Source organism: Phenylobacterium sp. (assembly GCF_013822795.1).
Lineage (GTDB): Bacteria > Pseudomonadota > Alphaproteobacteria > Caulobacterales > Caulobacteraceae > Phenylobacterium.
This window is the reverse complement of sequence record NZ_PNLB01000012.1, coordinates 16514-38329: the sequence shown is the minus strand read 5'-3', so window position 1 is coordinate 38329 and position 21816 is coordinate 16514. Positions and strand designations below refer to the sequence as shown.

The 21816-nt window shown below is 68.3% G+C and carries 23 protein-coding genes; 11 read left to right on the top strand and 12 right to left on the bottom strand.

Annotated features, from left to right (window positions below; translation table 11 throughout):
- Positions 1–38: 38 nt before the first annotated feature.
- Positions 39–854 (top strand): histidinol-phosphatase, encoded by an 816-nt coding sequence (hisN, locus tag C0481_RS11980; protein ID WP_293403973.1) that lies wholly within the window; start codon positions 39–41, stop codon positions 852–854.
- Here the strand turns inward: hisN and C0481_RS11975 are convergent, their stop codons facing one another.
- The 3 genes from C0481_RS11975 to C0481_RS11965 form a co-directional block, all read right to left on the bottom strand.
- Positions 855–2357 carry an alpha/beta hydrolase gene (locus C0481_RS11975; protein WP_293403972.1) on the bottom strand — a complete coding sequence of 501 codons (1503 nt, stop codon included), beginning with the start codon at positions 2355–2357 and terminating at the stop codon, positions 855–857.
- Positions 2354–2665: an SCP2 sterol-binding domain-containing protein gene (locus C0481_RS11970; RefSeq protein WP_293403971.1), complete on the bottom strand. Its 312-nt coding sequence runs from the start codon at positions 2663–2665 to the stop codon at positions 2354–2356. Before C0481_RS11970 ends, C0481_RS11975 begins: the two co-directional genes overlap by 4 nt.
- Positions 2666–2766: 101 nt before the next feature.
- Positions 2767–3210, bottom strand: a complete 444-nt coding sequence (locus C0481_RS11965; RefSeq protein ID WP_293403970.1) for a DUF3617 family protein — start codon at positions 3208–3210, stop codon at positions 2767–2769.
- A gap of 158 nt (positions 3211–3368) precedes the next feature.
- Here C0481_RS11965 and C0481_RS11960 point away from each other — a divergent pair, with 158 nt between their 5' ends.
- A complete protein-coding gene (locus tag C0481_RS11960) occupies positions 3369–3980 on the top strand; it encodes an MSMEG_1061 family FMN-dependent PPOX-type flavoprotein (protein ID WP_293403968.1) in 612 nt (203 codons plus the stop codon).
- On the opposite strand, the gene C0481_RS11955 is transcribed toward C0481_RS11960, so the two are convergent.
- Both C0481_RS11955 and C0481_RS11950 read right to left on the bottom strand, forming a co-directional pair.
- On the bottom strand, positions 3977–4864 hold the full coding sequence (locus C0481_RS11955; RefSeq protein ID WP_293403966.1) for a methyltransferase: 888 nt from the start codon (positions 4862–4864) through the stop codon (positions 3977–3979). The two genes, C0481_RS11960 and C0481_RS11955, sit on opposite strands and share 4 nt — an antisense overlap.
- 67 nt (positions 4865–4931) lie before the next feature.
- Entirely contained in the window at positions 4932–5774 is an 843-nt protein-coding gene (locus C0481_RS11950) for a methyltransferase (RefSeq protein WP_293404195.1), read from the bottom strand.
- 261 nt (positions 5775–6035) lie between these two features.
- On the opposite strand from C0481_RS11950, the gene C0481_RS11945 reads away from it, so the two are divergent.
- A complete protein-coding gene (locus tag C0481_RS11945) occupies positions 6036–6491 on the top strand; it encodes an Hsp20 family protein (RefSeq protein ID WP_293403964.1) in 456 nt (151 codons plus the stop codon).
- A 115-nt stretch (positions 6492–6606) separates the two neighbouring features.
- Here C0481_RS11945 and C0481_RS11940 read toward each other — a convergent pair whose 3' ends face one another.
- The 4 genes from C0481_RS11940 to gpmA form a co-directional block, all read right to left on the bottom strand.
- Positions 6607–7374 carry a crotonase/enoyl-CoA hydratase family protein gene (locus C0481_RS11940; RefSeq protein WP_293403962.1) on the bottom strand — a complete coding sequence of 256 codons (768 nt, stop codon included), beginning with the start codon at positions 7372–7374 and terminating at the stop codon, positions 6607–6609.
- Between the two features lie 59 nt (positions 7375–7433).
- Positions 7434–8693, bottom strand: a complete 1260-nt coding sequence (locus C0481_RS11935) for a pentapeptide repeat-containing protein (protein ID WP_293403960.1) — start codon at positions 8691–8693, stop codon at positions 7434–7436.
- Positions 8694–8772: 79 nt separating this feature from the next.
- Positions 8773–9216 carry a bifunctional diaminohydroxyphosphoribosylaminopyrimidine deaminase/5-amino-6-(5-phosphoribosylamino)uracil reductase RibD gene (locus C0481_RS11930; RefSeq protein WP_293403958.1) on the bottom strand — a complete coding sequence of 148 codons (444 nt, stop codon included), beginning with the start codon at positions 9214–9216 and terminating at the stop codon, positions 8773–8775.
- Positions 9213–9926 carry a 2,3-diphosphoglycerate-dependent phosphoglycerate mutase gene (gene gpmA, locus C0481_RS11925; RefSeq protein ID WP_293403956.1) on the bottom strand — a complete coding sequence of 238 codons (714 nt, stop codon included), beginning with the start codon at positions 9924–9926 and terminating at the stop codon, positions 9213–9215. The genes C0481_RS11930 and gpmA overlap by 4 nt, the downstream gene beginning before the upstream one ends.
- A 102-nt stretch (positions 9927–10028) precedes the next feature.
- Between gpmA and C0481_RS11920 the strand changes: the two genes are divergently transcribed.
- The 4 genes from C0481_RS11920 (at position 10029) to C0481_RS11905 (ending at position 14273) form a co-directional block, all read left to right on the top strand.
- The gene (locus C0481_RS11920) at positions 10029–10274 is read left to right on the top strand and encodes a hypothetical protein (protein ID WP_293403954.1); all 246 of its coding nucleotides are present in this window, start codon (positions 10029–10031) and stop codon (positions 10272–10274) included.
- Positions 10275–10288: 14 nt separating this feature from the next.
- Entirely contained in the window at positions 10289–11251 is a 963-nt protein-coding gene (locus C0481_RS11915) for a KpsF/GutQ family sugar-phosphate isomerase (RefSeq protein WP_293403952.1), read from the top strand.
- Positions 11252–11347: 96 nt separating this feature from the next.
- The gene (locus C0481_RS11910) at positions 11348–12847 is read left to right on the top strand and encodes a phosphomannomutase/phosphoglucomutase (RefSeq protein ID WP_293403950.1); all 1500 of its coding nucleotides are present in this window, start codon (positions 11348–11350) and stop codon (positions 12845–12847) included.
- A gap of 121 nt (positions 12848–12968) precedes the next feature.
- Entirely contained in the window at positions 12969–14273 is a 1305-nt protein-coding gene (locus tag C0481_RS11905) for a UDP-glucose/GDP-mannose dehydrogenase family protein (RefSeq protein WP_293403948.1), read from the top strand.
- A gap of 59 nt (positions 14274–14332) precedes the next feature.
- Here C0481_RS11905 and C0481_RS11900 read toward each other — a convergent pair whose 3' ends face one another.
- Entirely contained in the window at positions 14333–14488 is a 156-nt protein-coding gene (locus C0481_RS11900) for a hypothetical protein (protein ID WP_267233435.1), read from the bottom strand.
- A gap of 259 nt (positions 14489–14747) precedes the next feature.
- Between C0481_RS11900 and C0481_RS11895 the strand changes: the two genes are divergently transcribed.
- Genes C0481_RS11895 through C0481_RS11885 form a run of 3 tightly spaced genes read left to right on the top strand, consistent with a single transcriptional unit; the run spans position 14748 to position 17363 of the window.
- On the top strand, positions 14748–15425 hold the full coding sequence (locus C0481_RS11895) for a DUF969 domain-containing protein (RefSeq protein WP_293403943.1): 678 nt from the start codon (positions 14748–14750) through the stop codon (positions 15423–15425).
- Positions 15422–16372 carry a DUF979 domain-containing protein gene (locus C0481_RS11890; RefSeq protein WP_293403941.1) on the top strand — a complete coding sequence of 317 codons (951 nt, stop codon included), beginning with the start codon at positions 15422–15424 and terminating at the stop codon, positions 16370–16372. Before C0481_RS11895 ends, C0481_RS11890 begins: the two co-directional genes overlap by 4 nt.
- Entirely contained in the window at positions 16350–17363 is a 1014-nt protein-coding gene (locus tag C0481_RS11885; RefSeq protein WP_293403939.1) for a DUF2891 domain-containing protein, read from the top strand. Before C0481_RS11890 ends, C0481_RS11885 begins: the two co-directional genes overlap by 23 nt.
- A gap of 152 nt (positions 17364–17515) precedes the next feature.
- Here the strand turns inward: C0481_RS11885 and C0481_RS11880 are convergent, their stop codons facing one another.
- Positions 17516–18529, bottom strand: coding sequence for an adenosine deaminase (locus tag C0481_RS11880; protein ID WP_293403937.1), 1014 nt, complete (start codon positions 18527–18529; stop codon positions 17516–17518).
- Positions 18529–19881 carry a phosphoglucosamine mutase gene (gene glmM / locus C0481_RS11875; RefSeq protein ID WP_293403935.1) on the bottom strand — a complete coding sequence of 451 codons (1353 nt, stop codon included), beginning with the start codon at positions 19879–19881 and terminating at the stop codon, positions 18529–18531. Before glmM ends, C0481_RS11880 begins: the two co-directional genes overlap by 1 nt.
- 111 nt (positions 19882–19992) lie before the next feature.
- On the opposite strand from glmM, the gene glmS reads away from it, so the two are divergent.
- A complete protein-coding gene (glmS, locus tag C0481_RS11870) occupies positions 19993–21813 on the top strand; it encodes a glutamine--fructose-6-phosphate transaminase (isomerizing) (RefSeq protein ID WP_293403933.1) in 1821 nt (606 codons plus the stop codon).
- Positions 21814–21816 lie beyond the last annotated feature (3 nt).

Below are 21816 nucleotides of genomic sequence, written 5' to 3'. Positions count from 1 at the left end.
GATATCGCGGAGGCCGGCGGCAGGGTAAAGCGGATGCCATGCCCGCCCTTGCCGCCGGCCGTCTGGCCGAACTCGACGCCTTTCTTCTCGAACTCAACGCCGCCGCGGCGCGCGTGACCCTGCCCTACTTCCGGTCCGACCATGGGCTGGAGGACAAGGGCGGCGCGCGCGGCTTCGACCCCGTCACCGCCGCCGACAAGGGCGCGGAGGCGGCGATCCGCGAGTTGATCGCCGCGCGCTATCCCGAGCATGGCGTGATCGGCGAGGAATACGGCGAGGATCGCCCCGACGCCGAGTTCGTCTGGGTGCTGGATCCCGTCGACGGCACCCGCGCCTTCATCGCCGGCCTGCCGCTCTGGACCACCCTGATCGGCCTGCGCCACCAGGGACAACCGGTCCTCGGCTCTATCGGGCAACCCTATCTGGACGAAGTCTTCATCGGGCACGCCGGCGGATCGCGACTGGTCGCCGATGGCCGAACCACGCCGCTGAAGGTCCGTCCCTGTCCCAAGCTGACCGACGCGATCATCGCGACCACCGACCCTGAGGCCTGTTTCGACGGCGCAGAGCTGGGCGCCTGGACCCAGGTGCGCGCGGCCGCCCGCCTGGCGCGGCTGGGCTGCGACGCCTACGCCTACGCCATGGTGGCGATGGGCAAGATGGATATGGTCATCGAGGCGGGACTGAAGTCCTGGGACATCGAGTCCGCCATCCCCCTGATCGAGGGCGCCGGCGGCCTGGTCACCAACTGGCGCGGCCAGCCGGTGGGCCAGAACGGCGGGCAGATCGCCATCGCCGGCGACCGGGCCTGTCTCGACGAGGCCCTGGTCGCACTGAAACGATCGGCGAAGTAGCTACTTCTTCGCCGGAGCCTTCTTGGCTGCGGCCGGTTTGGCGGCCGCCTTCGGCTTCGCCGCAGCCTTGGGGGCCGCGGCCTTCGCGGCCGGCGCCTTTACGACAGCGGGCTTGGCGGCGGCTTTCGGCGCGGCCTTGGCGGCGGCAGCTTTCGGCGCCGGCTTAACAGCAGGCTTGGCGGCAGCCTTCGGAGCCGGTGCAGCCTTGGGCGCGGCGGCCTTGGGCTTGACCGCAGCCTTCGGAGCCGCGGCGGTCTTCGGCGCAGCCGCCTTCTCAGCAGGCTTGGCCGCCGGCGCAGCCTTGGGCTTTGCAGCCGGCTTGGCCGCAGGTTTGGCTTCGGCCTTAGGCTTCGGCGCGGCTTTGGGCTTGGCGGCGGCCTTCGGCGCGGCCCGCTTCACCTCGGCGACCGCGGCGACCGGCGCAGGCTCCGGAGCCTTGGGCGCAGGCGCAGGCGCGGGCTCTGGCTTGGCCTCGGCGACGGGAGCCGGCGCGGGAGCCGGCGCAGCGGCGGCCACCGGCGCGGGCGCAGGCTCCACCGGCTTGGGCGCCGCCGGCGCGGGGGCCGAGCGGCCCAGCAAGGCGTCCAACGCACGCTGGAAGATGTTCCGCATTGTGTCCGTCTCCATCAGAATTTCGTGGAACGCGCCAGGGACGCTTACGAACTCGCCGGCAGGCAGGTTCCTCGCGGCCGCGCGCTGGGCGGTGTTGTCGACGAGTCGGTCCTGTTCAGCCGACACGATGACGACCGGAATCGTGATGCTTTTCAAGTTCTCGGGGCGAGACAGGTAGGCGGTGGCCTTGAGCGCGAAGTCGATCCACCCCCAGGTCGGCCCGCCGAGGTCGAGCTTGGGTTCGGCGCGCACCTGGGCCTTGGCCCGTTCGTAACGCGCGCGGTCGTGGGTGAGGACATTGGTCTCGAAGGTCTCGGCCGGTCCGGCCTGCCGCGCGAAGGCCCCGCCCCGACCGAGCAGAACATTGAGCCCGGCCATCAGCCGCGCCGCGGCCGGCGAGGTCTTGCCCAGTTGCAGTCCCAGCATCGGCGCGCAAAGGATCGCGCCCTGGAAGTGGGTCGCCTCGCCCTTGGCCAGCGCCAGCAGCGTCAGGCATCCGCCCATCGAATGACCGATCGCGAACCACGGCTTGGGTAGCCGCGCCTCGTAGGCGGCCAGCAGAGCGCGATAGTCCGCCAGGAAGGCCTCGTAGCCGCGGGCGTGTCCGGCCAAGCGGTCAGGAAGCTCGCGATGCGACAGCCCCTGGCCGCGCCAATCGTGGGCCAGCACGACATAGCCGCGCCCGGTGAGATCCTCGATGAACTCGAAGTACTTCTCGATCGGCTCAGTGCGGCCGCCGCTCAGCACGATCGAGCCGCGGACCGCGCCACGGGCGGGGAACAGCGCCGCCCGAAGCCGGGCCTTGCCCGCGCCCTCGAACCAGGCCGCCTCGGCGCCGGCTGGAACCGGCGCACTGGGAATGGAGATCAGGGGCGCCGGCGTCATGCTCATCCCAGTTTCGCGAACAACGCCTGCATCTGCGGCTGCAGCGACATGGCGAGCCCCATGTCTGAGACCTTGAGCCGGCCGGTGATCACCGCGGTCATCGGATTGAGCTCGCCGGCGCCCAGCGCCTTCAAGTCCTTGCGGCTGATCGAGACGGTCAGGTCGGCCGGCTTGTCCTCGTTGGTCACCGCCGAGCCGTCGATATGGATGAAGCCCTCGCCACGCAGGTCGACCTTGAACGTCCTGCCCAGGCCGGAATCCTGGCCCACGGCCGCAGCAACGCGCTGGGTCAATTCCTCAAGAGTCGTGGTCATACGCACCGCCTCACATCGTCGTGAGCGGCAGCTTCGCCTCAAGCGCGAGTCAAGTAAACGGCTCAGCCAGGGTTTGAACCGCGATTTCGTCGCAGGCTTGGTTAAGAGGCGGGCGGCGCCGCCGGGCAGGTGTCGCTGATGCGCTTGGCGGTCGTGGTGGCGAGCCCGCTGAGCGGCACCCCGGCGTAGGTGGTGCTGATCTTGGCGTTCATGGTGAAGGTGGTCGGCGAGTAGGTGCCCGTCGCCTCCAGCGCCGCCTGGCTGCCGTTCTTGGTGGCGCAGTTCCCTTTCAGCCGGATCTTGCCGTCCTTGAACACCCGGGTCGGGTAGTCGCACTTGTAGTGCCGGTTCGACGGCCCCATCACGAACTTCGAGACCTCGGCCGGCGTGATGCAGCGCTTCTCGGTCTTGGTCTGGCTGATGATCGCCGAGACCTTGTTCGTCACGTCCCAATATCCCGGCAGGATGGTCTGCTCCTGCGCGGCGGCGGGAGCGGCCAGCAGCAAGCTGGCGGGGATCAGGGCGAGCAGGGCGTTTCGGATCATGTCTGGCCTTTAGCGCATCGAGTTCGCGTCAAGCTAGCAGCATGCAGGTGACTGCATGCTGACAGAACCGGGCGCAGGCCCGTTCATCTTGGGATGACAGCGCGTCGGTTCAAGCGCATATTTGCGAACAACTCTCAATAACAACCGGGAGAACGCACATGAAGACCCTCGATCTCGCCGGCATCGACGAGCTCTATCGCCAACCTGGCAAGCTGGTGCTCGACAAGGTGCTGGACCATGTCGAGAAGCACGGGCGCGCCTTCATCGGCCTCTCGCCGTTCTGCGTGGTCAGTTCGGCCGGCCCCGACGGCGCGATCGACGTCTCGCCGCGCGGCGGCGAACCGGGCTTCGTCCACGTGAGCGAGGACGGGAGGACGCTTTATCTGCCCGACCGGCCGGGCAACAACCGGCTCGACACCATCCGCAACCTGCTGTCGGGGGCCGGTCGCATTGGCCTGATGTTCATGATCCCGGGCTTTGACGACGTGCTGCGGGTCAACGGCCGGGCCAGCGCTACGGCCGATCCCGAACTGCTCGCCAAGTTCATCGAGTTCGGCAAGACGCCGCGGCTGGTGCTGATGGTCGCCGTCGAGGAGGCGTTCCTGCACTGCCCGAAGGCGATCATGCGGGCCAAACTGTGGGAGGCCGACGCGCAGGTCGAACGCACCACCCTGCCCTCCGGCTCGGAGATGATCTTCGAGCAGCTGAACCTGGGCAAGGTGCCGGTGCCGAACGAACAGATCATCGCCAGCTACAAGGAACAACTCTAGCGGGCGGGCTTCACCAGCCGCAGGGTCATGCGGTCGCTCTCGCCGATGGCGTCATAGGGCGCGCGGTCGAACTTCGGGTCGGCCGCCTCGCCGCGCGGCGCAGTCAGTCGGACCGGCGGCAGGGTCCAGACCCCGAAGGGGTGATCGCGGGTGTCGGCCGGGTTGGCGTTGATCTCGCTGGTCTTGTCGAGGACGAAGCCGGCCTCCTGGGCCAGGCGCACGGCGTAGGCCTCCTGGACATAGCCGTTGGCGGCCAGCACGTCCTGCACCCCGCCCGGCGCAGCGCGGTGCTCCTCGACGCCCAACACCCCGCCCGGCTTCAGGGCCGCAAAGGCGTCGCGGAACGCCTTCTCGGCGATGCCGGCGGCCATCCAGTTGTGCAGGTTGCGCAAGAACAGCACCAGATCGGCGCTGCCGGCCGGAGCCACTGGCCCGCTGGTCGGGCCGAAGGCGGTGATCTCGACGTCGCCGTAGATCTTCGGCTTGGCCTTCAGGCGCGCGCGATAGGCCTCGATGATCTCGGTCGCGGCCGGGTCGGTCGGCTCGAGGTCCGCGGCGATCAGCTTGCCTTTGTTCGCCGCCAAGTACGGCGCGAGGATGTCGGTGTACCAGCCGGCCCCGGGCCAGAACTCGACCACGGTCTGGCCGGGCTTCAGGCCCCAGAACTCCAGCGTCTCAACCGGATGGCGCCAGGCGTCGCGGGCCTTGTCGACGGCCGGGCGCCAGTCGCCGGCGACCGCCTCCTGCAGCGTCATGTTGCGCGCGGCCTTGGTCGGGGCGGGCTCGGCGTCGCCCTTCTTGCCGCAAGCGGCCAGGGCCAGGGCGCCGATCAGCGCGCCCCGCCGCGAGAAGGAAACCGCCGAACTTGCAAGGACACGCCGCATGGAATTCCCGAATTCACCATCGTCCCGAGCGGCTTACCTGACCCGGGACGATGGTCAAAGCGTGGCCCTAGCGTTTCACGAACCGCAGGGTCATCCGATCGCTTTCGCCGATGGCGTCGTACTTGGCGCGATCGAAGCTGGGATCGGGTTTGTCGGCGGCCGGGGAGCGGCGGACCGGCGGCAGGGTCCAGACCCCGAACGGATGGTCCTTGGTGTCCTTGGCGTTGGCGTTGATCTCGGACTTAGCGTCCAGCTTGAAGCCGGCCTTCTCGGCCGTCGCGATCACGAAATCGGTAGCGACATAGCCGTCGCTGGCGCCGGGGACCTGAGCGCGGGTCGGGTCGGAGCGATGCTCCTCGACCGCCAGCACTCCGCCGGGCTTCAGCACGTCGTGGAAGTCCTTGAACACCTTGTCCAGCATGCCCGGCTGACCCATCCAGTTGTGGACGTTGCGGGCGGTGATGACGACGTCCGCCGAGCCGGGCGCGCCGAGGGGGCCAGAGACCGGTCCAAAGCCGACATAGGTGATCGGGCCGAACTTGGCCTGGTCGGCGTACTTGGCCTCGAAGTCGGCCCGGCCCTTGCGCGCGCCGTCCGACAGCTTGGGGTTCGCCAGGTCGGCGACGCCGGCGACATAGGCGCCCCCGGTGGCCTTCGCGTAGGGCGCCAGGATCTCGGTCCAGTAGCCCGAGCCGGGCGAGATCTCGATGACCGTCGCCTTGGGCTTCACGCCCCAGAATTCGAGGCTCTCGTAGGGATGGCGCGCCGGATCGCGGGCCACATGGTCGGCGCCGCGCTGCGGCCCGGCGATGGCGGCCTTCAACGCTGCGTCTTCAGCTGAGGCGGCGGCCGGCTGGGCGAAGACGGCGATCGCCGCGGCGGTGGCGAGCGCGAACATTCGGGGGGACATCTGCATCGAGCCTTCTGGTTGTTTCCTGGACGCGGCGAAGCCTAGAGACGCTCGCAGCGCTGGCAAGCCGGCTTCAGCACTACCTGGCGAACCTTCGCATAATTGTTGCGCCGGGCAGGTCTTGAACGGGGGAAATCGCCTCCCACCTAGACAATCGAAGGCGCTGGGCATCCGGGCCTCCCGGACACAGGGCGAGGCCGATCTTGGCTCGCACGCAGTCCGGTCCACGCAACCTTGCTTAAGTCAAGAAGGTACTTTCACATGCGTACGATCGACTTCTCCCCCCTCTATCGCTCTGTCGTCGGGTTTGACCGCCTGGCCTCGCTGCTGGAAACCGCCAGCGCCGACGCCGCCGCCGGCTATCCGCCCTACAACATCGAGCGCACCGACGAGAACGCCTACCGCGTCGAGATCGCGGTCGCCGGCTTCCGTCCGGAAGAACTGAACATCGAGGTCAAGGAAAACCTCCTGACCGTCCAGGGCCGCAAGGCCGCCAACGACGACCAGCGCCGGTTCCTCCATCGCGGCCTGGCCGAGCGCAACTTCGAGCGCCGATTCCAGCTTGCCGACTACGTGGTGGTCACCGAGGCCAAGCTTGCCGACGGCCTGCTGTCCATCTCGCTGAAGCGTGAACTTCCCGAGGCTCTGAAGCCCCGCACGATCGCGATTTCGACGTCGCCCGAGGCCAATCTGATCGAAGGCGAGAAGGCCGCCTAACCTCCCCCCCGAGGCGGCTTCCAGCCCTCCGGGGCGGCGCAGCGACCTGCGCCGCCCCACTCCCCTCCCAGACTGTGCAGGGCGGCTCCGCAAGGCGCCGCCCTTTCTTTTGGTCTTAGAACTTTCCGTGTCGTCCCTGGCCGGAGGTGAAGCGGGCGGCCCCCTCGCGAGCCTCGCCGCTGGCCAGGGTGGCGCGGCCCAGCTCGATTTCAAAGCGGGTCGCGGCGTCCCAATCCATCGACCATTGCGCGATGGCCGAGGCGCGGTCGTTGCGCAGGCAGGTCTGTGGGAAGGCGCCGATCTGCGCAGCCAGTTCCAGCGCCGCGTCGAGCGCGCCGCCGCTCGGGGCCAGACGGTTGGCCAGCCCGATCTCCAAAGCTTCCCGTGCGCTGACCGGCCGGCCGGTCAGGATCAGGTCCATGGCCCGTGAATGGCCGATCAGCCGCGGCAGCCGCACGGTGCCCAGGTCGATCAGCGGCACGCCGAAGCGGCGGCAGAACACCCCGAACACCGCATCCTCGGCCGCGACTCGCAGATCACACCAGGCCGCGACCTCCAATCCGCCGGCGACGGCGTGACCCTCGATGGCGGCGATCACCGGCTTGGAGAGCGCCAGACGCGTGCAGCCCATCGGCCCCAGATCGCCCTCACGGTGCACGGGATTGCCGCGCCCTTCGCTGACGCCCTTGAGGTCGGCGCCGGCGCAGAACGCCCCGCCGCGACCCTGCAGCACCGCGACGTCCAGCGCCTCGTCGGCGTCGAAGGCTTTGAAGGCGTCATAAAGGGCTTGGGCGGTGGCCCCGTCGACGGCGTTGCGGCGCTCCGGCCGCTCAATGGTGACGACCGCGGTGCGGCCGCGGACTTCGACGCTGACAGTGTGCATGGCGGCCTCCTTGGCGGACGCCGACGATAGTCCCTTGCCCGGGCGTCAGCCCAAGGGCCTCAGATCACGTCTTCGAGGCCGCGCGCGCCCCACTTCTGGGCGTTGGTCAGGTTGGCGTTGCGCACCATGGCGCTGGTGAAGTTGGCGCGGCTGAGGTCGGCGTCGACGAAGATGGCGTGACGGCAATCGGCGCGCGCCAGATCGGCGTTCTTCAACGTCGCCCCGGTCAAGTTGCTCGGCAAGGTGCGATCGGCGCCCAGCAGCAGCGGCCCCATCTGGGCGTCGCGCAGGTCCGCGCCCGACAGCTTGGCCCCGATCAGGCGGGCCCCGCGCAGGTCCGCGCGGCGGAGGTTGCAGTTGCGCAGGTCGGCGCCGTCGAGTTGGGCGCCCTGCAGCTGCACGCCTTCCATATCGAGGCCGTAGAACACCGCGCCCTTGGCCGACAGGGCGGTCAGGTTGAAGCCGCGAATGGTTTCCAGCGCCCGCAGGTCCGCGTTGTCGAAGACACTGGGCGTGCCCTCGGCGCCGCCGGTCTCGCACCACTTGGCGTGGTCGCGGATCATGGTCTTGTACGGCAGGTCCTGCACCGACTTGCCGACCGGATCGTCGGTCAGCACGCCGCGCATGTCGGCCTGGGAAACGTTCCAGGCGAAGGTCTTGGCGCCGACCAGGATGACGTCGCGCATGTCCGCGCCGGCCAGATCCGCGCCGGAGAGGTCGCAGCCGGCCATGTTGGCGCCGGACATGTTGGCCTGCTTGAGGTTGGCGCGCACCAACTTGGCGTCCTTGAGGATCGCGTCGCTGAAGTCGGCCTTGATCGCCATCACGCCCGACAGGCGCGAGCGCTCAAGATTGGCCCCGGCCAGAATGGCGCCGGACGCCTCGCCGACCCGGTTGATGTGTTCCAGCACCCGCAGGCCCTTGTCGCGATCCCCGACCGCGATCGAGCCCTCGCGCAGGTCCGCCTCGAACATGTCGGCCCCGGTCAGGTTGGCGCCGCGCAGGCATGCGCCGCGCAGGTCGGCCCGGCGCAGCGAAGCGTCGGTCATGTTGGCGTTCTGGAGGTCGGCGCCGAACAGGTTGGCGTGGTCGAGACGAACGCCCTGCATCTGGCAATTGGCGAGCACCGCGCCGGTCAGGTCGGCGTCGCAAAGGTTCTTGCCGCGCAGGTCGAGGCCCGAGAGATCCTTCCACGCGAACACAGCCCGCGCGCCGCCCGGCTTCGAGGTCCAAAGGCGGTCATGCTTGGCGCAGACGGCGTCGAGCTCGTGCTGATCGAGCCTGCGCAACTCCTGAGCTGGAGCGCTCTGGGCGGACATCTGAAACCCCACTAACTTTCGGGTTCGATCCTAGGCGCGCGTAATTAACACGCTCTTTCCGCTGGTTAGCTCGCGGTGGTTAATTGCCCGGCGGTTGGTAGGTTTCGTAGAGGCCCGCGGCCTCGTCGGCGAGCAGACCCAGGCGCACCGGCACGCCCGCCGCCGCCAGCCGCGCCGCCCCTTGTCCGGAGGCGAAGGGCGAGGCGTCTTCACAGGCGACCACCACCTCGGCGACGCCCGCGGCGACCAGTCGCTGCGAACAGGACGCCGCGCCCGAGGAGCGCGCGCCGCACGGCTCCAAGGTCACATAGGCGATCGCGCCGCGCGCGCTTTCACCTGCCTTTTCAATAGCCTGCTCCTCGGCATGGGGCCGGCCGCCCTGGGCGGTGACCCCTTCGCCGACGACGACGCCGTCCTTGACCAGCACGCAGCCGACGCTGGGATTTTCCCCGGTCAGACCGACGTGCGTCCGCGCCAAAGCGATGGCGCGGCGCATATGGGCAAGGTCGGCGTCCGTGGTCATGCGACCGGCGGCAGGGCCGTGGCGCGGGCCTCGTCGAGATAGCGCGCGGAGGTCGGCTTAAGGTTAGCGTCGAGCTCGATCAGCAGCGGATTTCCGGTGGGAATTTCCACAGCAATGATGCCTTCGTCCGACAGGCCGAACAGCAACTTCACAATCGCGCGTAGAGAGTTGCCATGCGCCGCAACCAGCAGGGTCTCCCCGGCCTTCAGGTGCGGAGCGATCTCGGCGTCCCAGTAGGGCTGCACCCGATCGAGCGTGGTCTTCAGGCTCTCGGTATCGGGCAGGGTCGCGCCGGCGTAGCGGCGGTCCGCGGAGAAATCGAACTCGCCGCCCGGGGCCAGCGGCGGCGGCGGCACATCGTACGAACGGCGCCACACCTTGACCTGGTCCTCGCCATGCTTGGCAGCCGTCTGCGTCTTGTTGAGGCCGGTCAGGCCGCCGTAGTGGCGCTCGTTCAGGCGCCAGTCCTTGGTCTCGGGCACGAATACCTGGCCGGCGGCGGTCAGCGCCAGCCACAGGGTGCGGATGGCGCGGGTCAGGACCGAGGTATAGGCCCGGTCGATCTGCAGCCCGGCGGCCTTGATCAGTTCGCCGCCCTTCTTGGCCTGGGCTTCACCCTCGGCGGTCAGGTCCACGTCCACCCAGCCGGTGAAGCGGTCCTCAAGGTTCCATTGGCTCTGACCGTGGCGAAGAAGGATCAAGGTGGGCAAGGCGCGGCGCTCCATCTGCGGGTTGCCAGCGGGCTAAGGCCCGGCGCCCCCAGCGTCAAGGTCCGCTGGCCGTCGGGGGCGGCGCTGTCTATATGAGCACCCATGTCCGATCGCCTGTTCTACCCCCTCGCCGCGATCCTGGCGCTCGCCCTTGTGGCGCTGGGCGCCGTCTGGCCGCAGGGCCTGGGCGCCCGCTCGCCTGGCCCCTTCGGCCACACGCCTGTGCAGCAGACCGCCAAGGCCAAGGCGGCGATGGCGCGTGAAACCGAAGCCTCCGAGCAGCGGATCAAGGCCGCGCGCGAGGCGGTCGCCGACATCCAGACCCAGAAGCTCAGCCCCACGAAATGACGGACGCCGCCCAAATGACCAAATTTGACGCCGTCGCCGTGGGGCGGCGGGTGCTTACGGCCGAGGCTGACGCCCTGCGCCTGCAGGCCGACACCCTGGGCGAGGCCTTCGAGAAGGCCGTCGACCTGCTCTACGCCGCCAAGGGCCGGGTGATCTGCACCGGCATCGGCAAGTCGGGTCACGTGGCCAAGAAGATCGCCGCGACCTTCGCCTCGACCGGCGCTCCGGCCTTCTTCGTGCACGCCAACGAGGCGAGCCACGGCGACCTGGGCATGATCGCCGAGGGCGATGTGATCCTGGCGCTGTCGAAGTCCGGCCAGAACCAGGAGCTGGCCGACGTCATCGCCTACTCTCGGCGCTTCCACATCCCGCTGATCGCGCTGACCGCGTTCGCCGACAGCCCGCTGGGCCAGGCGGCGGACGTGGCGCTGCTGCTGGCCGACACCACCGAGGTCACCTCCGAGGTCAAGGCGCCGACCACCTCGACAACCCTGCAGATCGCCATCGGCGACGCCCTGGCCGTGTCGCTGCTGGAGCGCCGCGGGTTCAGCGCAAAGGACTTCAAGATCTTTCACCCAGGCGGCAAGCTGGGCGCGATGCTGCGCACGGTCGGTGACCTGATGCACGGCAAGGACGAGCTGCCGCTGGTCGGCGAGGCGACGCCGATGTCCGAGGCGCTGCTGGTCATGACCGAGAAGGCCTTTGGGATCATCGGGGTGACCGACGAGACCGGGGCGCTGAAGGGCGTGATCACCGACGGCGACCTGCGCCGGCATCTCGACGGCCTGCTGACCCACACCGCCGGCGAGGTGATGACCGCCGGTCCGAAGAAGACCGCGCCGCCGCAGATGCTGGCCGCCGAGGCCCTGGCCCTGATGAGCGACCCGCTGCCGATGGTCACCGTTCTGTTCGTGGTCGAGGAGGGCCGGCCGGTCGGTATCCTGCGGGTCCACGACCTGGTTCGCGCCGGGGTCTGACGGATCGTCACGAAACGGCCGTCGAAGGTTCGCGTTCGCATGGTCTTAAGGTCTGCGGGCCTTTAAGAACCACGAAACAGAGATAACGGAGTTACGATGCTGCCCGTCCCGCGCGCCGATCTCACGCCCAATACGTTCGAATACGAAGTCACCCCGCTGGTGAAGGCGACGGGCTTCCGCGAATACGACGCGCGCTGGCTGTTCGGACCGGAGATCAACCTGCTGGGGATCGAGGCGCTGGGGCTGGGTCTTGGGACCTACATCCACGAACTCGGCCAGACCAAGATCGTGGTCGGGCACGACTACCGGTCCTACTCGCTGTCGATCAAGCAAGCCCTGACGGTGGGCCTGGTCGCCGCCGGCTGCGAAGTCGTGGACATCGGGCTGGCGCTGTCGCCGACCGCCTATTTCGCGCAGTTCGCGCTCGACGCGCCTTGCGTGGCCATGGTCACGGCCAGCCACAATGAGAACGGCTGGACCGGCGTGAAGATGGGCGCCCAACGGCCGTTGACCTTCGGCCCGGTCGAGATGGGCCGCCTGAAGGAGATCGTCCTGGGCGGCGAGGGCAAGACCCGCCCCGGCGGCTCGCTGACCCACGTCCAAGGCTTCGCCCAAACCTTCATCGACGACGTCTCGAAGCGCGCGCAGATCAAGCGCCCGCTGAAGGTGGTCTGCGCCTGCGGCAACGGCACGGCCGGCGCCTTCGCCCCGCAGGCCCTGCGCAACATGGGCGTCGAGGTCATCGAGATGGACTGCGACCTCGACTGGAACTTCCCGCGCTACAACCCCAACCCCGAAGACCACGAGATGCTCAAGGAGATGGCCAAGGCCGTCAAAGAGCATGGCGCGGACCTGGCGCTGGGCTTCGACGGCGACGGCGACCGCTGCGGCGTGGTCGACGACACCGGCGAGGAGATCTTCGCCGACAAGATCGGCCTGATGCTGGCGCGCGACCTGTCGGGCCTGCACAAGGACGCGACTTTCGTGGTCGATGTGAAGTCGACCGGCCTGTTCGCCACCGACCCGGTGCTGAAGGCCAACGGCGCGACCACCGTCTACTGGAAGACCGGCCACAGCTACATCAAGCGCAAGACCGCCGAAATCGGCGCCCTGGCCGGCTTCGAGAAAAGCGGCCACTTCTTCTTCAACGCCCCGCTCGGCAACGGCTACGACTGCGGCCTGACCGCGGCGGCCGCGATCCTGGCGATGCTGGACCGCAATCCGGGCAAGAAGCTCTCGGAGCTGAAGACCGCCCTCCCCGTCGCCTGGACCTCCCTGACCATGTCGCCGCACTGCGCCGACGAGGAGAAGTACGGCGTCGTCGACGACGTGGTCGCCGAATACGAAGCCCTGGCCGCGGCCGGCGGCACGATCCTCGGTCGCAAGATCGTCGAGGTGATCACCGTCAACGGCGTGCGCGTGGCGCTGGAGGACGGTTCCTGGGTGCTGGTCCGGGCCTCGTCCAACAAGCCGGAAATCGTTGTCGTGGTGGAAAGCACCCAATCGGAGGACGACATGCGCGCGCTCTTCCGGCAGGAAGTAAAGCCGCGCCTGGCCAGACGTCCTCAGGTCGGCGCCTATAATCAGGAAGTCTAGCGCCCCTGGCGCGCAGCTTGCTTACTCAAAAGCCATTGTCTCATTCTGGATCGACGTGCGATTGCGGGGGCGCTCGCGGCGTGGTGAAAAATGGGGCGGGAACGGATCTCAAGGATAACCCATGCACGTCACGATGATCGGCACCGGCTATGTGGGCCTGGTGAGCGGGGCCTGTTTCGCCGACTTCGGTCACACCGTGACCTGCATCGACAAGGACGCCAGCAAGATCGAGCGCCTGCGCGCCGGCGGCATCCCGATCTATGAGCCGGGCCTCGACGTCCTAGTCGCCAAGAACGTACAGGCCGGCCGCCTGTTCTTCGACACCGACGCCGCCGAGGCGGTGAAGAAGGCCGACGCGGTGTTCATCGCCGTCGGCACGCCCTCGCGCCACGGCGACGGCCACGCCGACATGTCCTACGTCCACGCCGCCGCCGAGGAGATCGCCGGCCTGCTGGACGGCTTCACCGTCATCGTCACCAAGTCGACCGTGCCGGTCGGCACCGGCGACGAGATCGAGCGCATCGTGAAGGCCAAGCGCCCCGACGCCCAGTTCGCCGTGGTCTCGAACCCGGAGTTCCTGCGCGAGGGCGCGGCCATCGAGGACTTCAAGCGCCCCGACCGCGTGGTCGTGGGCATGGAGGACGAGCGCGCCCGCCCGGTGATGACCGAACTCTACCGCCCGCTGTTCCTCAACGAGACGCCGATCCTGTTCACCGGCCGGCGGACCAGCGAGTTGATCAAGTACGCGGCCAACGCCTTCCTCGCCATGAAGATCACCTTCATCAACGAGATGGCCGACCTCTGCGAGGCGGTAGGCGCCGACGTCCAGCAGGTCGCCCGCGGCATCGGCCTCGACAAGCGGATCGGCAGCAAGTTCCTCCACGCCGGCCCCGGCTACGGCGGCTCCTGCTTCCCGAAAGACACCCTGGCCCTCGTGCGCACGGCTGCCGCCGCCGGCGCGCCGACCCGGCTGATCGAGACCACCGTCGCGGTCAACGACGCACGCAAGAAGGCCATGGCGGCGAAGGTCGCCGAGACCATGGCCGGCGATCTGACGGGCAAGACCGTCGGGGTCCTGGGCCTGACCTTCAAGCCGAACACCGACGACATGCGCGACGCGCCGAGCCTCGACATCATCCCGGCCCTGCAGGCCCTGGGCGCCAAGGTTCAGGCCTACGATCCGGAAGGCGCGCACGAGGCCAAGCACATGCTGCCCGGCGTCGAGTTCAAATCGGATTCCTATGAGGCGGCGGCCGGCGCCGACGCGCTGGTGATCATCACCGAGTGGGATCAGTTCCGGGCGCTGGATCTCGACCGCGTGAAGGAGGTCATGAAGACCCCGGCGCTGATCGATCTGCGCAACATCTATCGCCCGGACGACGTGCGCGGACGCGGCATCAAGTACGCCTCGATCGGTCGCGCCTAGAGGATCTGCGCCCTCAGCAAGCGAAAGGCGGCGCTCTTACGGGCGCCGCCTTTTTCGTATCAGCCGGCCAGCAGGTGGATCAGGGTATTGCCGATCCAGAGGGCGCCGGCCCAGAAGGCGATGGCAAGCATTCCGACAAAGGCGAGGCAGGCGATCGAGGTCAGGCCCCGAGCAGCTCCCCGCGATGCGCCTCCAAAGGCGACGGGTCGTGGCATGTTTCGCTCCCAGACTTTTCTTTTGTTCCCCGCCGGTCGAGCGGTGGGGACCGGAAGAGGCTGACACGAATTAACCGATCTGCAAAGACCCGCGGATCAACGCGACAAATAGGCGCAAGAACAGAGCTCGCGGCCGCGCCGATCTTCACTGTGGATAACTCAGCCGACCTAGGCTGTTCCTGCGATTACGCGACGCGCCGAGATCGCTAGAGTTGGCGATCGCCGCGCTGTTCGCGCCGCCCCGGGGAGCCCGCAGGCATTGCTTCCGCTGATCGGCATCGCCGTCGTCGTGATCGGGTTCATGGCCCGACTCAATCCGCTGCTCGTCGTGACGGTCGCGGCGTTGGTGACCGGGCTCGCCGGCGGCATGGGGCCGGTCGAGGTGATCGAGACCTTCGGCAAGGCGTTCAAGGAAAACCGTTACGTCTCAGTGGTCTGGGTCGTGCTGCCGGTCATCGGCCTGCTGGAGCGAGCCGGCCTGCAGGAACGCGCCAAGAGCCTGATCGGTCAGGTGAAGGCGGCCACGGTCGGGCGCCTGCTGCTGCTGTATTTCATCCTGCGCCAAGCGACGGCGGCGCTGGGGCTGACCTCGCTGGGCGGCCATGCGCAGATGGTGCGCCCGCTGATCGCCCCGATGGCCGAGGCCGCGGCCGAGACCCACCACGGCCCCCTGCCCGACGGCATGCGCCAAACCATTCGCGCCCACGCCGCGGCGGCCGACAACGTCGCGCTGTTCTTCGGCGAGGACATCTTCATCGCCATCGCCTCCATCCTGCTGATCAAGGGCTTCCTCGAGCAGAACGGAATCATCGTCGAGCCCTTGCAACTCTCGGTCTGCGCCATTCCCACGGCGATCGTGGCGCTGTTGGTCCACGGGACGCGGCTGATGCTGCTGGACCGCCGGCTGGCGCGCACCCTGGCCGAGGCGCGGCCATGATCGGGCTGGAGGTCCTCTACGTCATCGGCGGCGCGTTCTTCGCCGCGATCGCCGTGCTCAGCGCCCGCGACGCCAGCAATCCCAAGCGCTGGAAGAACACCGCCTTCTGGGGCCTGTTCGCGGCGAGCTTCCTGTTCGGATCGCACATCCCGGACTTCGCCAACGGCTTGATCGTCATCGCCATGGTCGCCGTGGCCGGCTTCGGCGGCCTGGGCCGCGGGGAGCCGGCGACCAGCAGCCCGGCCGAGCGGGCCGAGAGCGCCGCGCGGCTGGGAAACCGCCTGTTCCTGCCCGCCCTGGCGATCCCGGCCACGGCGCTGGCCGGGACCTTCCTTTTCAAGCGCCCGGAGCTGGCGGGGCTGGTCGATCCCAAGCAGGCGACCTTGGTCTCGTTGATCCTTGGCGTGTTCGTCGCCCTGGCGATCGCCATGCCGATGCTGCGCGCCCGGCCCGCAACGCCTTTACAGGAAGGCCGCCGGCTGCTCGACACGGTCGGCTGGGCCGCGGTGTTGCCGCAGATGCTGGCGGCGCTGGGCGCGGTGTTCGCCGCCGCCGGCGTCGGGGCGGTGATCGGCCAGTTGGCCGGCCAATGGCTGCCGGACGGAAGCCGGCTGGCGGCGGTGGCGGCCTATACTTTCGGGATGGCGATCTTCACGATGGTCATGGGCAACGCCTTTGCGGCGTTCCCGGTGATGACGGCGGGCATCGGACTTCCGCTTATCGTTCAAAGGTTTGGCGGCGATCCGGCGATCATGGGCGCGATCGGGATGCTCTCTGGCTTCTGCGGGACGCTGATGACGCCGATGGCCGCCAACTTCAACATCGTCCCGGCGGCGCTGCTGGAGCTGAAGGACCGCAACGGCGTGATCCGCGCCCAACTCCCGACCGCCCTCATTCTCCTGCTGGCCAACACGGCGCTGATGTATGCCCTCGTCTTCCGTTTCTGAGCTGAATCAAGACCTTGGCCTCAAGTTCGCGCGGCTGGCGCTGGGCCATGTGCGCCGCCCCTACCCGTTCAAGCTCGACCAGGTGCTGGCCGGCGACGAGGACGTAAAGCCGCCGCGCGAGCTGCATCCGATCTTCCACGGCAGCTTCGACTGGCACTCGTGCGTACACGGCTACTGGCTGCTGGCCAGGCTCTACCGGCGCCTGCCGATAGAACCTGCCGGTCTCGAAATCGCCAATCTGTTCAACGAGATGCTGACCCCCGACAAGGTCGCCGGCGAGCTCGCCTACCTGCAGCGGCCGACCAGCGCCGGGTTCGAACGGCCCTATGGCTGGGCCTGGCTGCTGATGTTGAGCGCCGAATTGGAGCGCATCGAGGGCCAGCCGTGGGCCGCCAACCTGCGCCCGCTGGCCCAGGCGTTCGCCGATCGGTTCAAGGCCTTCCTGCCCAAGGCGACCTACCCGATCCGCACCGGAACCCATTACAGCACAGCGTTTGCGCTCACCCTGGCGCACGAATACGCGAACGAGGTCGGCGACCATGAGCTGGTCCGGCTGGTCGAGACCACGGCCCGCGGCTGGTACCTGGGCGACGCCGGCGCGAACGCCTGGGAGCCGAGCGGCGACGACTTTCTGTCGCCGACATTGATGGAAGCCGAATGCCTGCGCCGCGTGCTGCCATCGGCAGATTTCCGGGCCTGGTTCTCCAGGTTCCTGCCGGAAGCGGCCGAGCGGCGGCCGGCGAGCCTGTTCACCCCCGCCACGGTGAGCGACCGCAGCGACGGCAAGATCGCCCACCTGGACGGATTAAACCTCAGCCGCGCCTGGTGCTGGCGCTCGATCGCCAAGTCGCTGGCCCTCACCGACCCGGCGCGGCGCGTGGCGCTGGCGGCGGCCGATGAGCACCTGGCCGCCGGGCTGGAGCACGTGGCCGGGGACTATATGGGCGAGCACTGGCTGGCGACCTTCGCGCTGCTGGCGCTGGAGGCTTGAACCACGGTGTCATCCCGGAAGCTGCGAAGCGGCTGTCCGGGATCCATTCGCGCCGCGCCAGTCGAGTTGGCCAGGCCGAGCCGCATCTTGGACGATCGGGTGTTCATGGGTCCCGGTCTTCGGCTGCGCCGAAACCGGGATGACACTGATGATCAGGCCTTGGCCACGTAGGCGTCGATTTCGGCCAGGTGGCGGGCGATTTCGTCGGGGGCAAGGAAGGAGCCGGTGAAGCTGTTCTTCGCCAGCGTGATCAGTTCCTCGCGAGACAGTTCTAGGGCCTCTGCGGTTTCGAGCCAGTTCTGGCCGAGATAGCCGCCGAAATAGGCCGGGTCGTCGGAGTTGATCGTCGCGCGCAGGCCAAGGTCCAGCATCCGCTTGAGCGGATGGGCGGTCAGGTCGCCGACCACGCAGAGCTTGAGATTGGAGAGCGGGCAGACCGTCAGGGTCATGCCCTCGCGCGCCAGCCGCTCGGTCAGGGCGTCGTCTTCCAGGGCGCGGTTGCCGTGGTCGATGCGGTCGACCTCCAGCAGGTCGAGCGCCTCGTAGACATAGTCGGGGGGCCCCTCCTCGCCGGCATGAGCCACGACCTTGAGGCCGAGCTTGCGGGCGGCGGCGAAGACCTGAGCGAACTTGGCCGGCGGATGGCCGACCTCGGAGGAGTCGAGCCCGACCCCGGCGATACGGTCGAGATGGGGCTTGGCGTGCTCCAGGGTCTCGAAGGCGGCCTCTTCACTGAGATGGCGCAGGAAGCAGAGGATCAGCTTGGAGGTGACGCCAAGGGTCTGCTCGGCCTCGTCCATGCCCGCCAGCAGGCCCTCGATCACCACGCCGAACGGAACGCCGCGGTCGGTGTGGGTCTGCGGGTCGAAGAAGATCTCGGCGTGACGCGCGCCGTCGGCGGCGACCCGGCGGAAATAGGCCATGGCCAGGTCGTGAAAGTCGGCCTTGGTCAGCAGCACCTGGGCGCCCTGGTAGTAGATGTCCAGGAAGTCCTGCAGGTTGGAGAAGGCGTAGGCGGCGCGCACCTCGTCGACGTTGGCGAAGGGCAGCTTCACGCCATTGCGCTGGGCGAGTTCGAACATCTGCTCGGGCTCGAGGCTGCCCTCGATATGCAGGTGGAGCTCGGCCTTGGGCAGGCCGCGGATGAAGGCGGCCAGGTCGCCCATCAAGCCGCCGCCTTCTTCACCGCGCCGACGATGTCCTTGACGACCGCATTGACCAGCTTCTCGTCGTCGCCCTCGGCCATGACCCGGATCAGCGGTTCGGTGCCAGAGGCCCGGACCACGAGGCGGCCCGTGCCGTTGAGCCGCGCCTCGGCGTCGGCGATGACGCCTTTGACTTGATCGTTTTCCAGCGGCTTACCGCCGGCGAAGCGGACGTTTTCGAGGATCTGCGGCACCGGCTCAAACTGGCGGGCCAGTTCGCTCATCGGCTTGCCGGAGTCCTTGAGCACCGCCAGCACCTGCAGCGCGGCCAGCAGGCCGTCGCCCGTGGTCGAGAAGTCGGACATGATCATGTGCCCCGACTGTTCGCCGCCGAGGTTGAAGCCGCCCTCGCGCATGCGGGCCATGACGTAGCGGTCGCCGACCTTGGTGCGTTCGAGCGTGAGGTTGCGGGCGGCCAGGAAGCGTTCGAGGCCGAGGTTCGACATCACCGTGGCGACCACGCCGCCGCCGTTGAGGCGATCGCGCTTGGCCCAGTAGTCGGCGATCAGGGCCATGATCTGGTCGCCATCGACCACGTGGCCCTTTTCATCGCAGATGATCAACCGGTCGGCGTCGCCGTCGAGCGCGATGCCGATGTCGGCGCGGAATTCCTTGACCGCGCGGGCCACCGCCTCGGGATGAGTCGAGCCGCAGTCCTCGTTGATGTTGGTGCCGTCGGGGCTGACCCCGATCTTGATGACCTCGGCGCCCAGTTCGTAGAGCACCACCGGGGCGACCTTGTAGGCCGCGCCGTTGGCGCAATCGATGACGATGCGCAGGCCGGCGAGCGACAGGCGGCGCGGGAAGGTCGCCTTGGCGATCTCGACATAGCGGGCCTGGCTGTCGTCGACGCGCGAGACCCGGCCGAGCTCGGTCGCCGGAGCCAGGCCGGCATGCAGGTCCTGGCCCATCAGGGCCTCGATCTCCAGCTCGCGGTCGTCGGAGAGCTTGTAGCCGTCGGGGCCGAACAGCTTGATGCCATTGTCGGTGTAGTGGTTGTGCGAGGCCGAGATCATCACGCCGAGGTCGGCGCGCAGGGACCTGGTCATCATCGCCACGCCCGGGGTCGGCATCGGGCCGAGCAGGCGCACGTCCATGCCGACGCTGGCGAAGCCGGCGACAAGGGCCGGTTCGACCATGTAGCCGGAAAGCCGGGTGTCCTTGCCGATCACCACCAGATGCCGGCGCTCGTCCTGGGACTTGAACAGCTTGGCGGCGGCGAGGCCGACGCGCAGGGCCACTTCGGCGGTCATCGGATGGCTGTTGGCCTGGCCGCGGATACCGTCGGTGCCGAAATAGGCGCGTTTGGACATTCGTATTCCCGAAACGATGCGAAACTCAGATTTAGTCGACGCGCCGTTTGCGAATGCTAAAGGCGACGCAGGATTATCACGCTTTCGAGCGGCGAAAGGAAATAGGGCGGCATGTGCGGCATCATCGGAATCGTCGGCAAGTCCCCGGTGGCTGGGCGCCTGGTCGAAAGCCTTAAGCGATTGGAGTATCGCGGCTATGACAGCGCCGGCCTCGCCGCGCAGGTGAACGGCGTGCTGGAGCGCCGCCGCGCGCCCGGCAAGCTGCGCGAGCTGGAAGCGGTGCTGGAACGCGATCCGCTGATCGCCGAGGCCGGCATTGGCCACACCCGCTGGGCCACCCACGGCGCGCCGACCGAGCGCAACGCCCACCCGCACATCGCCGGCCGCGTGGCCGTGGTGCACAACGGCATCATCGAGAACTTCGCCGAGCTGAAAGCCGAACTGCAGGCCAAGGGCCGCGTGTTCTCCAGCGACACCGACACCGAGGTGGTCGCTCACCTGGTCGACGAGTACCTGAACAGCGGCCTGGAGCCGCTCACCGCCTTCAAGGCGACCCTGGACCGGCTGAGCGGCGCCTACGCCCTGGCCGTGCTGGTGACCGGCGATGGCGACGTGATCATGGGCGCCCGCAACGGCCCGCCGCTGGCCGTCGGCTATGGCGACGGCGAGATGTTCGTCGGATCGGACGGCTTGGCGCTGGGCCCGTTCACCAACCGCGTCGCCTATCTGGACGACGGCGACTACGTGATCATCGACCACGCCGGCGCGAAGATCTTCGACGCCAGCGGCGCGCCGGCCGACCGGCCGATCAAGACGCTCGCCGCCTCGGCGGCGGTCATGGAGAAGGGCAACTATCGCCACTTCATGGAAAAGGAGATCCACGACCAGCCCGAAGGCGTCCAACGCACCATCGCGGCCTATGTGGACACCCTGACCGCCCGCACCGCGATCCCCGGGAATATCGATTTTTCCAAGCTGGAGCGCATCCAGATCGTCGCCTGCGGCACGGCCTATATCGCCGGCATGCTGGGCAAGTACCTGATCGAGCGGATGGCCGACCTGCCGGTCGACGTCGAGGTCGCCTCGGAGTTCCGCTATCGCGAGCCAGCCCTGCGGCCGGGATCGCTGGCCATCGCCATCTCGCAGTCGGGCGAAACCGCCGACACCCTGGCCGCCTTCCGCTACTGCCAGGCCAAGGGCATGGCCAGCGCGGCCCTGGTCAACACGGTGGAGTCGACCATCGCCCGCGAGGCCGACGTGATCTGGCCGATCCACTGCGGACCGGAAATCGGGGTCGCCTCGACCAAGGCCTTCACCGCCCAGGTCAGCATGCTGACCGCGCTGGCCGTCGCCGCCGCCCGGGCGCGCGGCAAGATCGACGAGGCCGAGGAGAACCGGCTGGTGAAGGTGCTGCTGGAAGCGCCGCGGCTGATCGCCGAATCCATCAATCTGGAAGACGCCGTAAAGGCCATTGCGGTCGAGGTCTCGAAGGCCCGCGACGTGCTCTATCTGGGCCGCGGGCCGATGTACCCGCTGGCCCTGGAAGGCGCGCTGAAGCTGAAAGAAATCAGCTATATCCACGCCGAGGGCTATGCCGCCGGCGAGCTGAAGCATGGACCGATCGCGCTGGTCGACGAAGCGACGCCGATCGTGATCCTGGCGCCCTTCGACAGCTATTTCGAGAAATCCGCCTCGAACATGAGCGAGGTCATGGCCCGAGGCGGACAGGTCGTGTTCATCACCGACCCGGAGGGCGAACGCAGCGCCCCGGCGGGCGCGCGCGTGGTGGTGACCGCGCCCAAGTGCGACCCGCTGATCGCGCCGCTGGTCTTCTCCGCGCCCATCCAGCTGTTGGCCTATTACGTGGCCGTCCAGAAGGGCGCGGATGTCGACCAGCCGCGCAACCTGGCCAAGTCGGTGACCGTCGAGTAGCGG

Excerpts from the sequence above, each read along its gene's own strand:
- glmM (WP_293403935.1), bottom strand. The coding sequence starts at position 19,881 with ATGTCCAAACGCGCCTATTTCGGCACCGACGGTATCCGCGGCCAGGCC.
- C0481_RS11885 (WP_293403939.1), top strand. The coding sequence starts at position 16,350 with ATGCCCTCGTCTTCCGTTTCTGAGCTGAATCAAGACCTTGGCCTCAAG.
- C0481_RS11955 (WP_293403966.1), bottom strand. The coding sequence starts at position 4,864 with ATGCGGCGTGTCCTTGCAAGTTCGGCGGTTTCCTTCTCGCGGCGGGGC.
- C0481_RS11970 (WP_293403971.1), bottom strand. The coding sequence starts at position 2,665 with ATGACCACGACTCTTGAGGAATTGACCCAGCGCGTTGCTGCGGCCGTG.
- C0481_RS11915 (WP_293403952.1), top strand. The coding sequence starts at position 10,289 with ATGACCAAATTTGACGCCGTCGCCGTGGGGCGGCGGGTGCTTACGGCC.
- C0481_RS11960 (WP_293403968.1), top strand. The coding sequence starts at position 3,369 with ATGAAGACCCTCGATCTCGCCGGCATCGACGAGCTCTATCGCCAACCT.
- C0481_RS11910 (WP_293403950.1), top strand. The coding sequence starts at position 11,348 with ATGCTGCCCGTCCCGCGCGCCGATCTCACGCCCAATACGTTCGAATAC.
- C0481_RS11880 (WP_293403937.1), bottom strand. The coding sequence starts at position 18,529 with ATGGGCGACCTGGCCGCCTTCATCCGCGGCCTGCCCAAGGCCGAGCTC.
- C0481_RS11920 (WP_293403954.1), top strand. The coding sequence starts at position 10,029 with ATGTCCGATCGCCTGTTCTACCCCCTCGCCGCGATCCTGGCGCTCGCC.
- glmS (WP_293403933.1), top strand. The coding sequence starts at position 19,993 with ATGTGCGGCATCATCGGAATCGTCGGCAAGTCCCCGGTGGCTGGGCGC.
- C0481_RS11890 (WP_293403941.1), top strand. The coding sequence starts at position 15,422 with ATGATCGGGCTGGAGGTCCTCTACGTCATCGGCGGCGCGTTCTTCGCC.
- C0481_RS11905 (WP_293403948.1), top strand. The coding sequence starts at position 12,969 with ATGCACGTCACGATGATCGGCACCGGCTATGTGGGCCTGGTGAGCGGG.
- C0481_RS11950 (WP_293404195.1), bottom strand. The coding sequence starts at position 5,774 with ATGTCCCCCCGAATGTTCGCGCTCGCCACCGCCGCGGCGATCGCCGTC.
- C0481_RS11930 (WP_293403958.1), bottom strand. The coding sequence starts at position 9,216 with ATGACCACGGACGCCGACCTTGCCCATATGCGCCGCGCCATCGCTTTG.
- C0481_RS11965 (WP_293403970.1), bottom strand. The coding sequence starts at position 3,210 with ATGATCCGAAACGCCCTGCTCGCCCTGATCCCCGCCAGCTTGCTGCTG.
- C0481_RS11940 (WP_293403962.1), bottom strand. The coding sequence starts at position 7,374 with ATGCACACTGTCAGCGTCGAAGTCCGCGGCCGCACCGCGGTCGTCACC.
- C0481_RS11935 (WP_293403960.1), bottom strand. The coding sequence starts at position 8,693 with ATGTCCGCCCAGAGCGCTCCAGCTCAGGAGTTGCGCAGGCTCGATCAG.
- C0481_RS11975 (WP_293403972.1), bottom strand. The coding sequence starts at position 2,357 with ATGAGCATGACGCCGGCGCCCCTGATCTCCATTCCCAGTGCGCCGGTT.
- C0481_RS11945 (WP_293403964.1), top strand. The coding sequence starts at position 6,036 with ATGCGTACGATCGACTTCTCCCCCCTCTATCGCTCTGTCGTCGGGTTT.
- hisN (WP_293403973.1), top strand. The coding sequence starts at position 39 with ATGCCCGCCCTTGCCGCCGGCCGTCTGGCCGAACTCGACGCCTTTCTT.
- C0481_RS11900 (WP_267233435.1), bottom strand. The coding sequence starts at position 14,488 with ATGCCACGACCCGTCGCCTTTGGAGGCGCATCGCGGGGAGCTGCTCGG.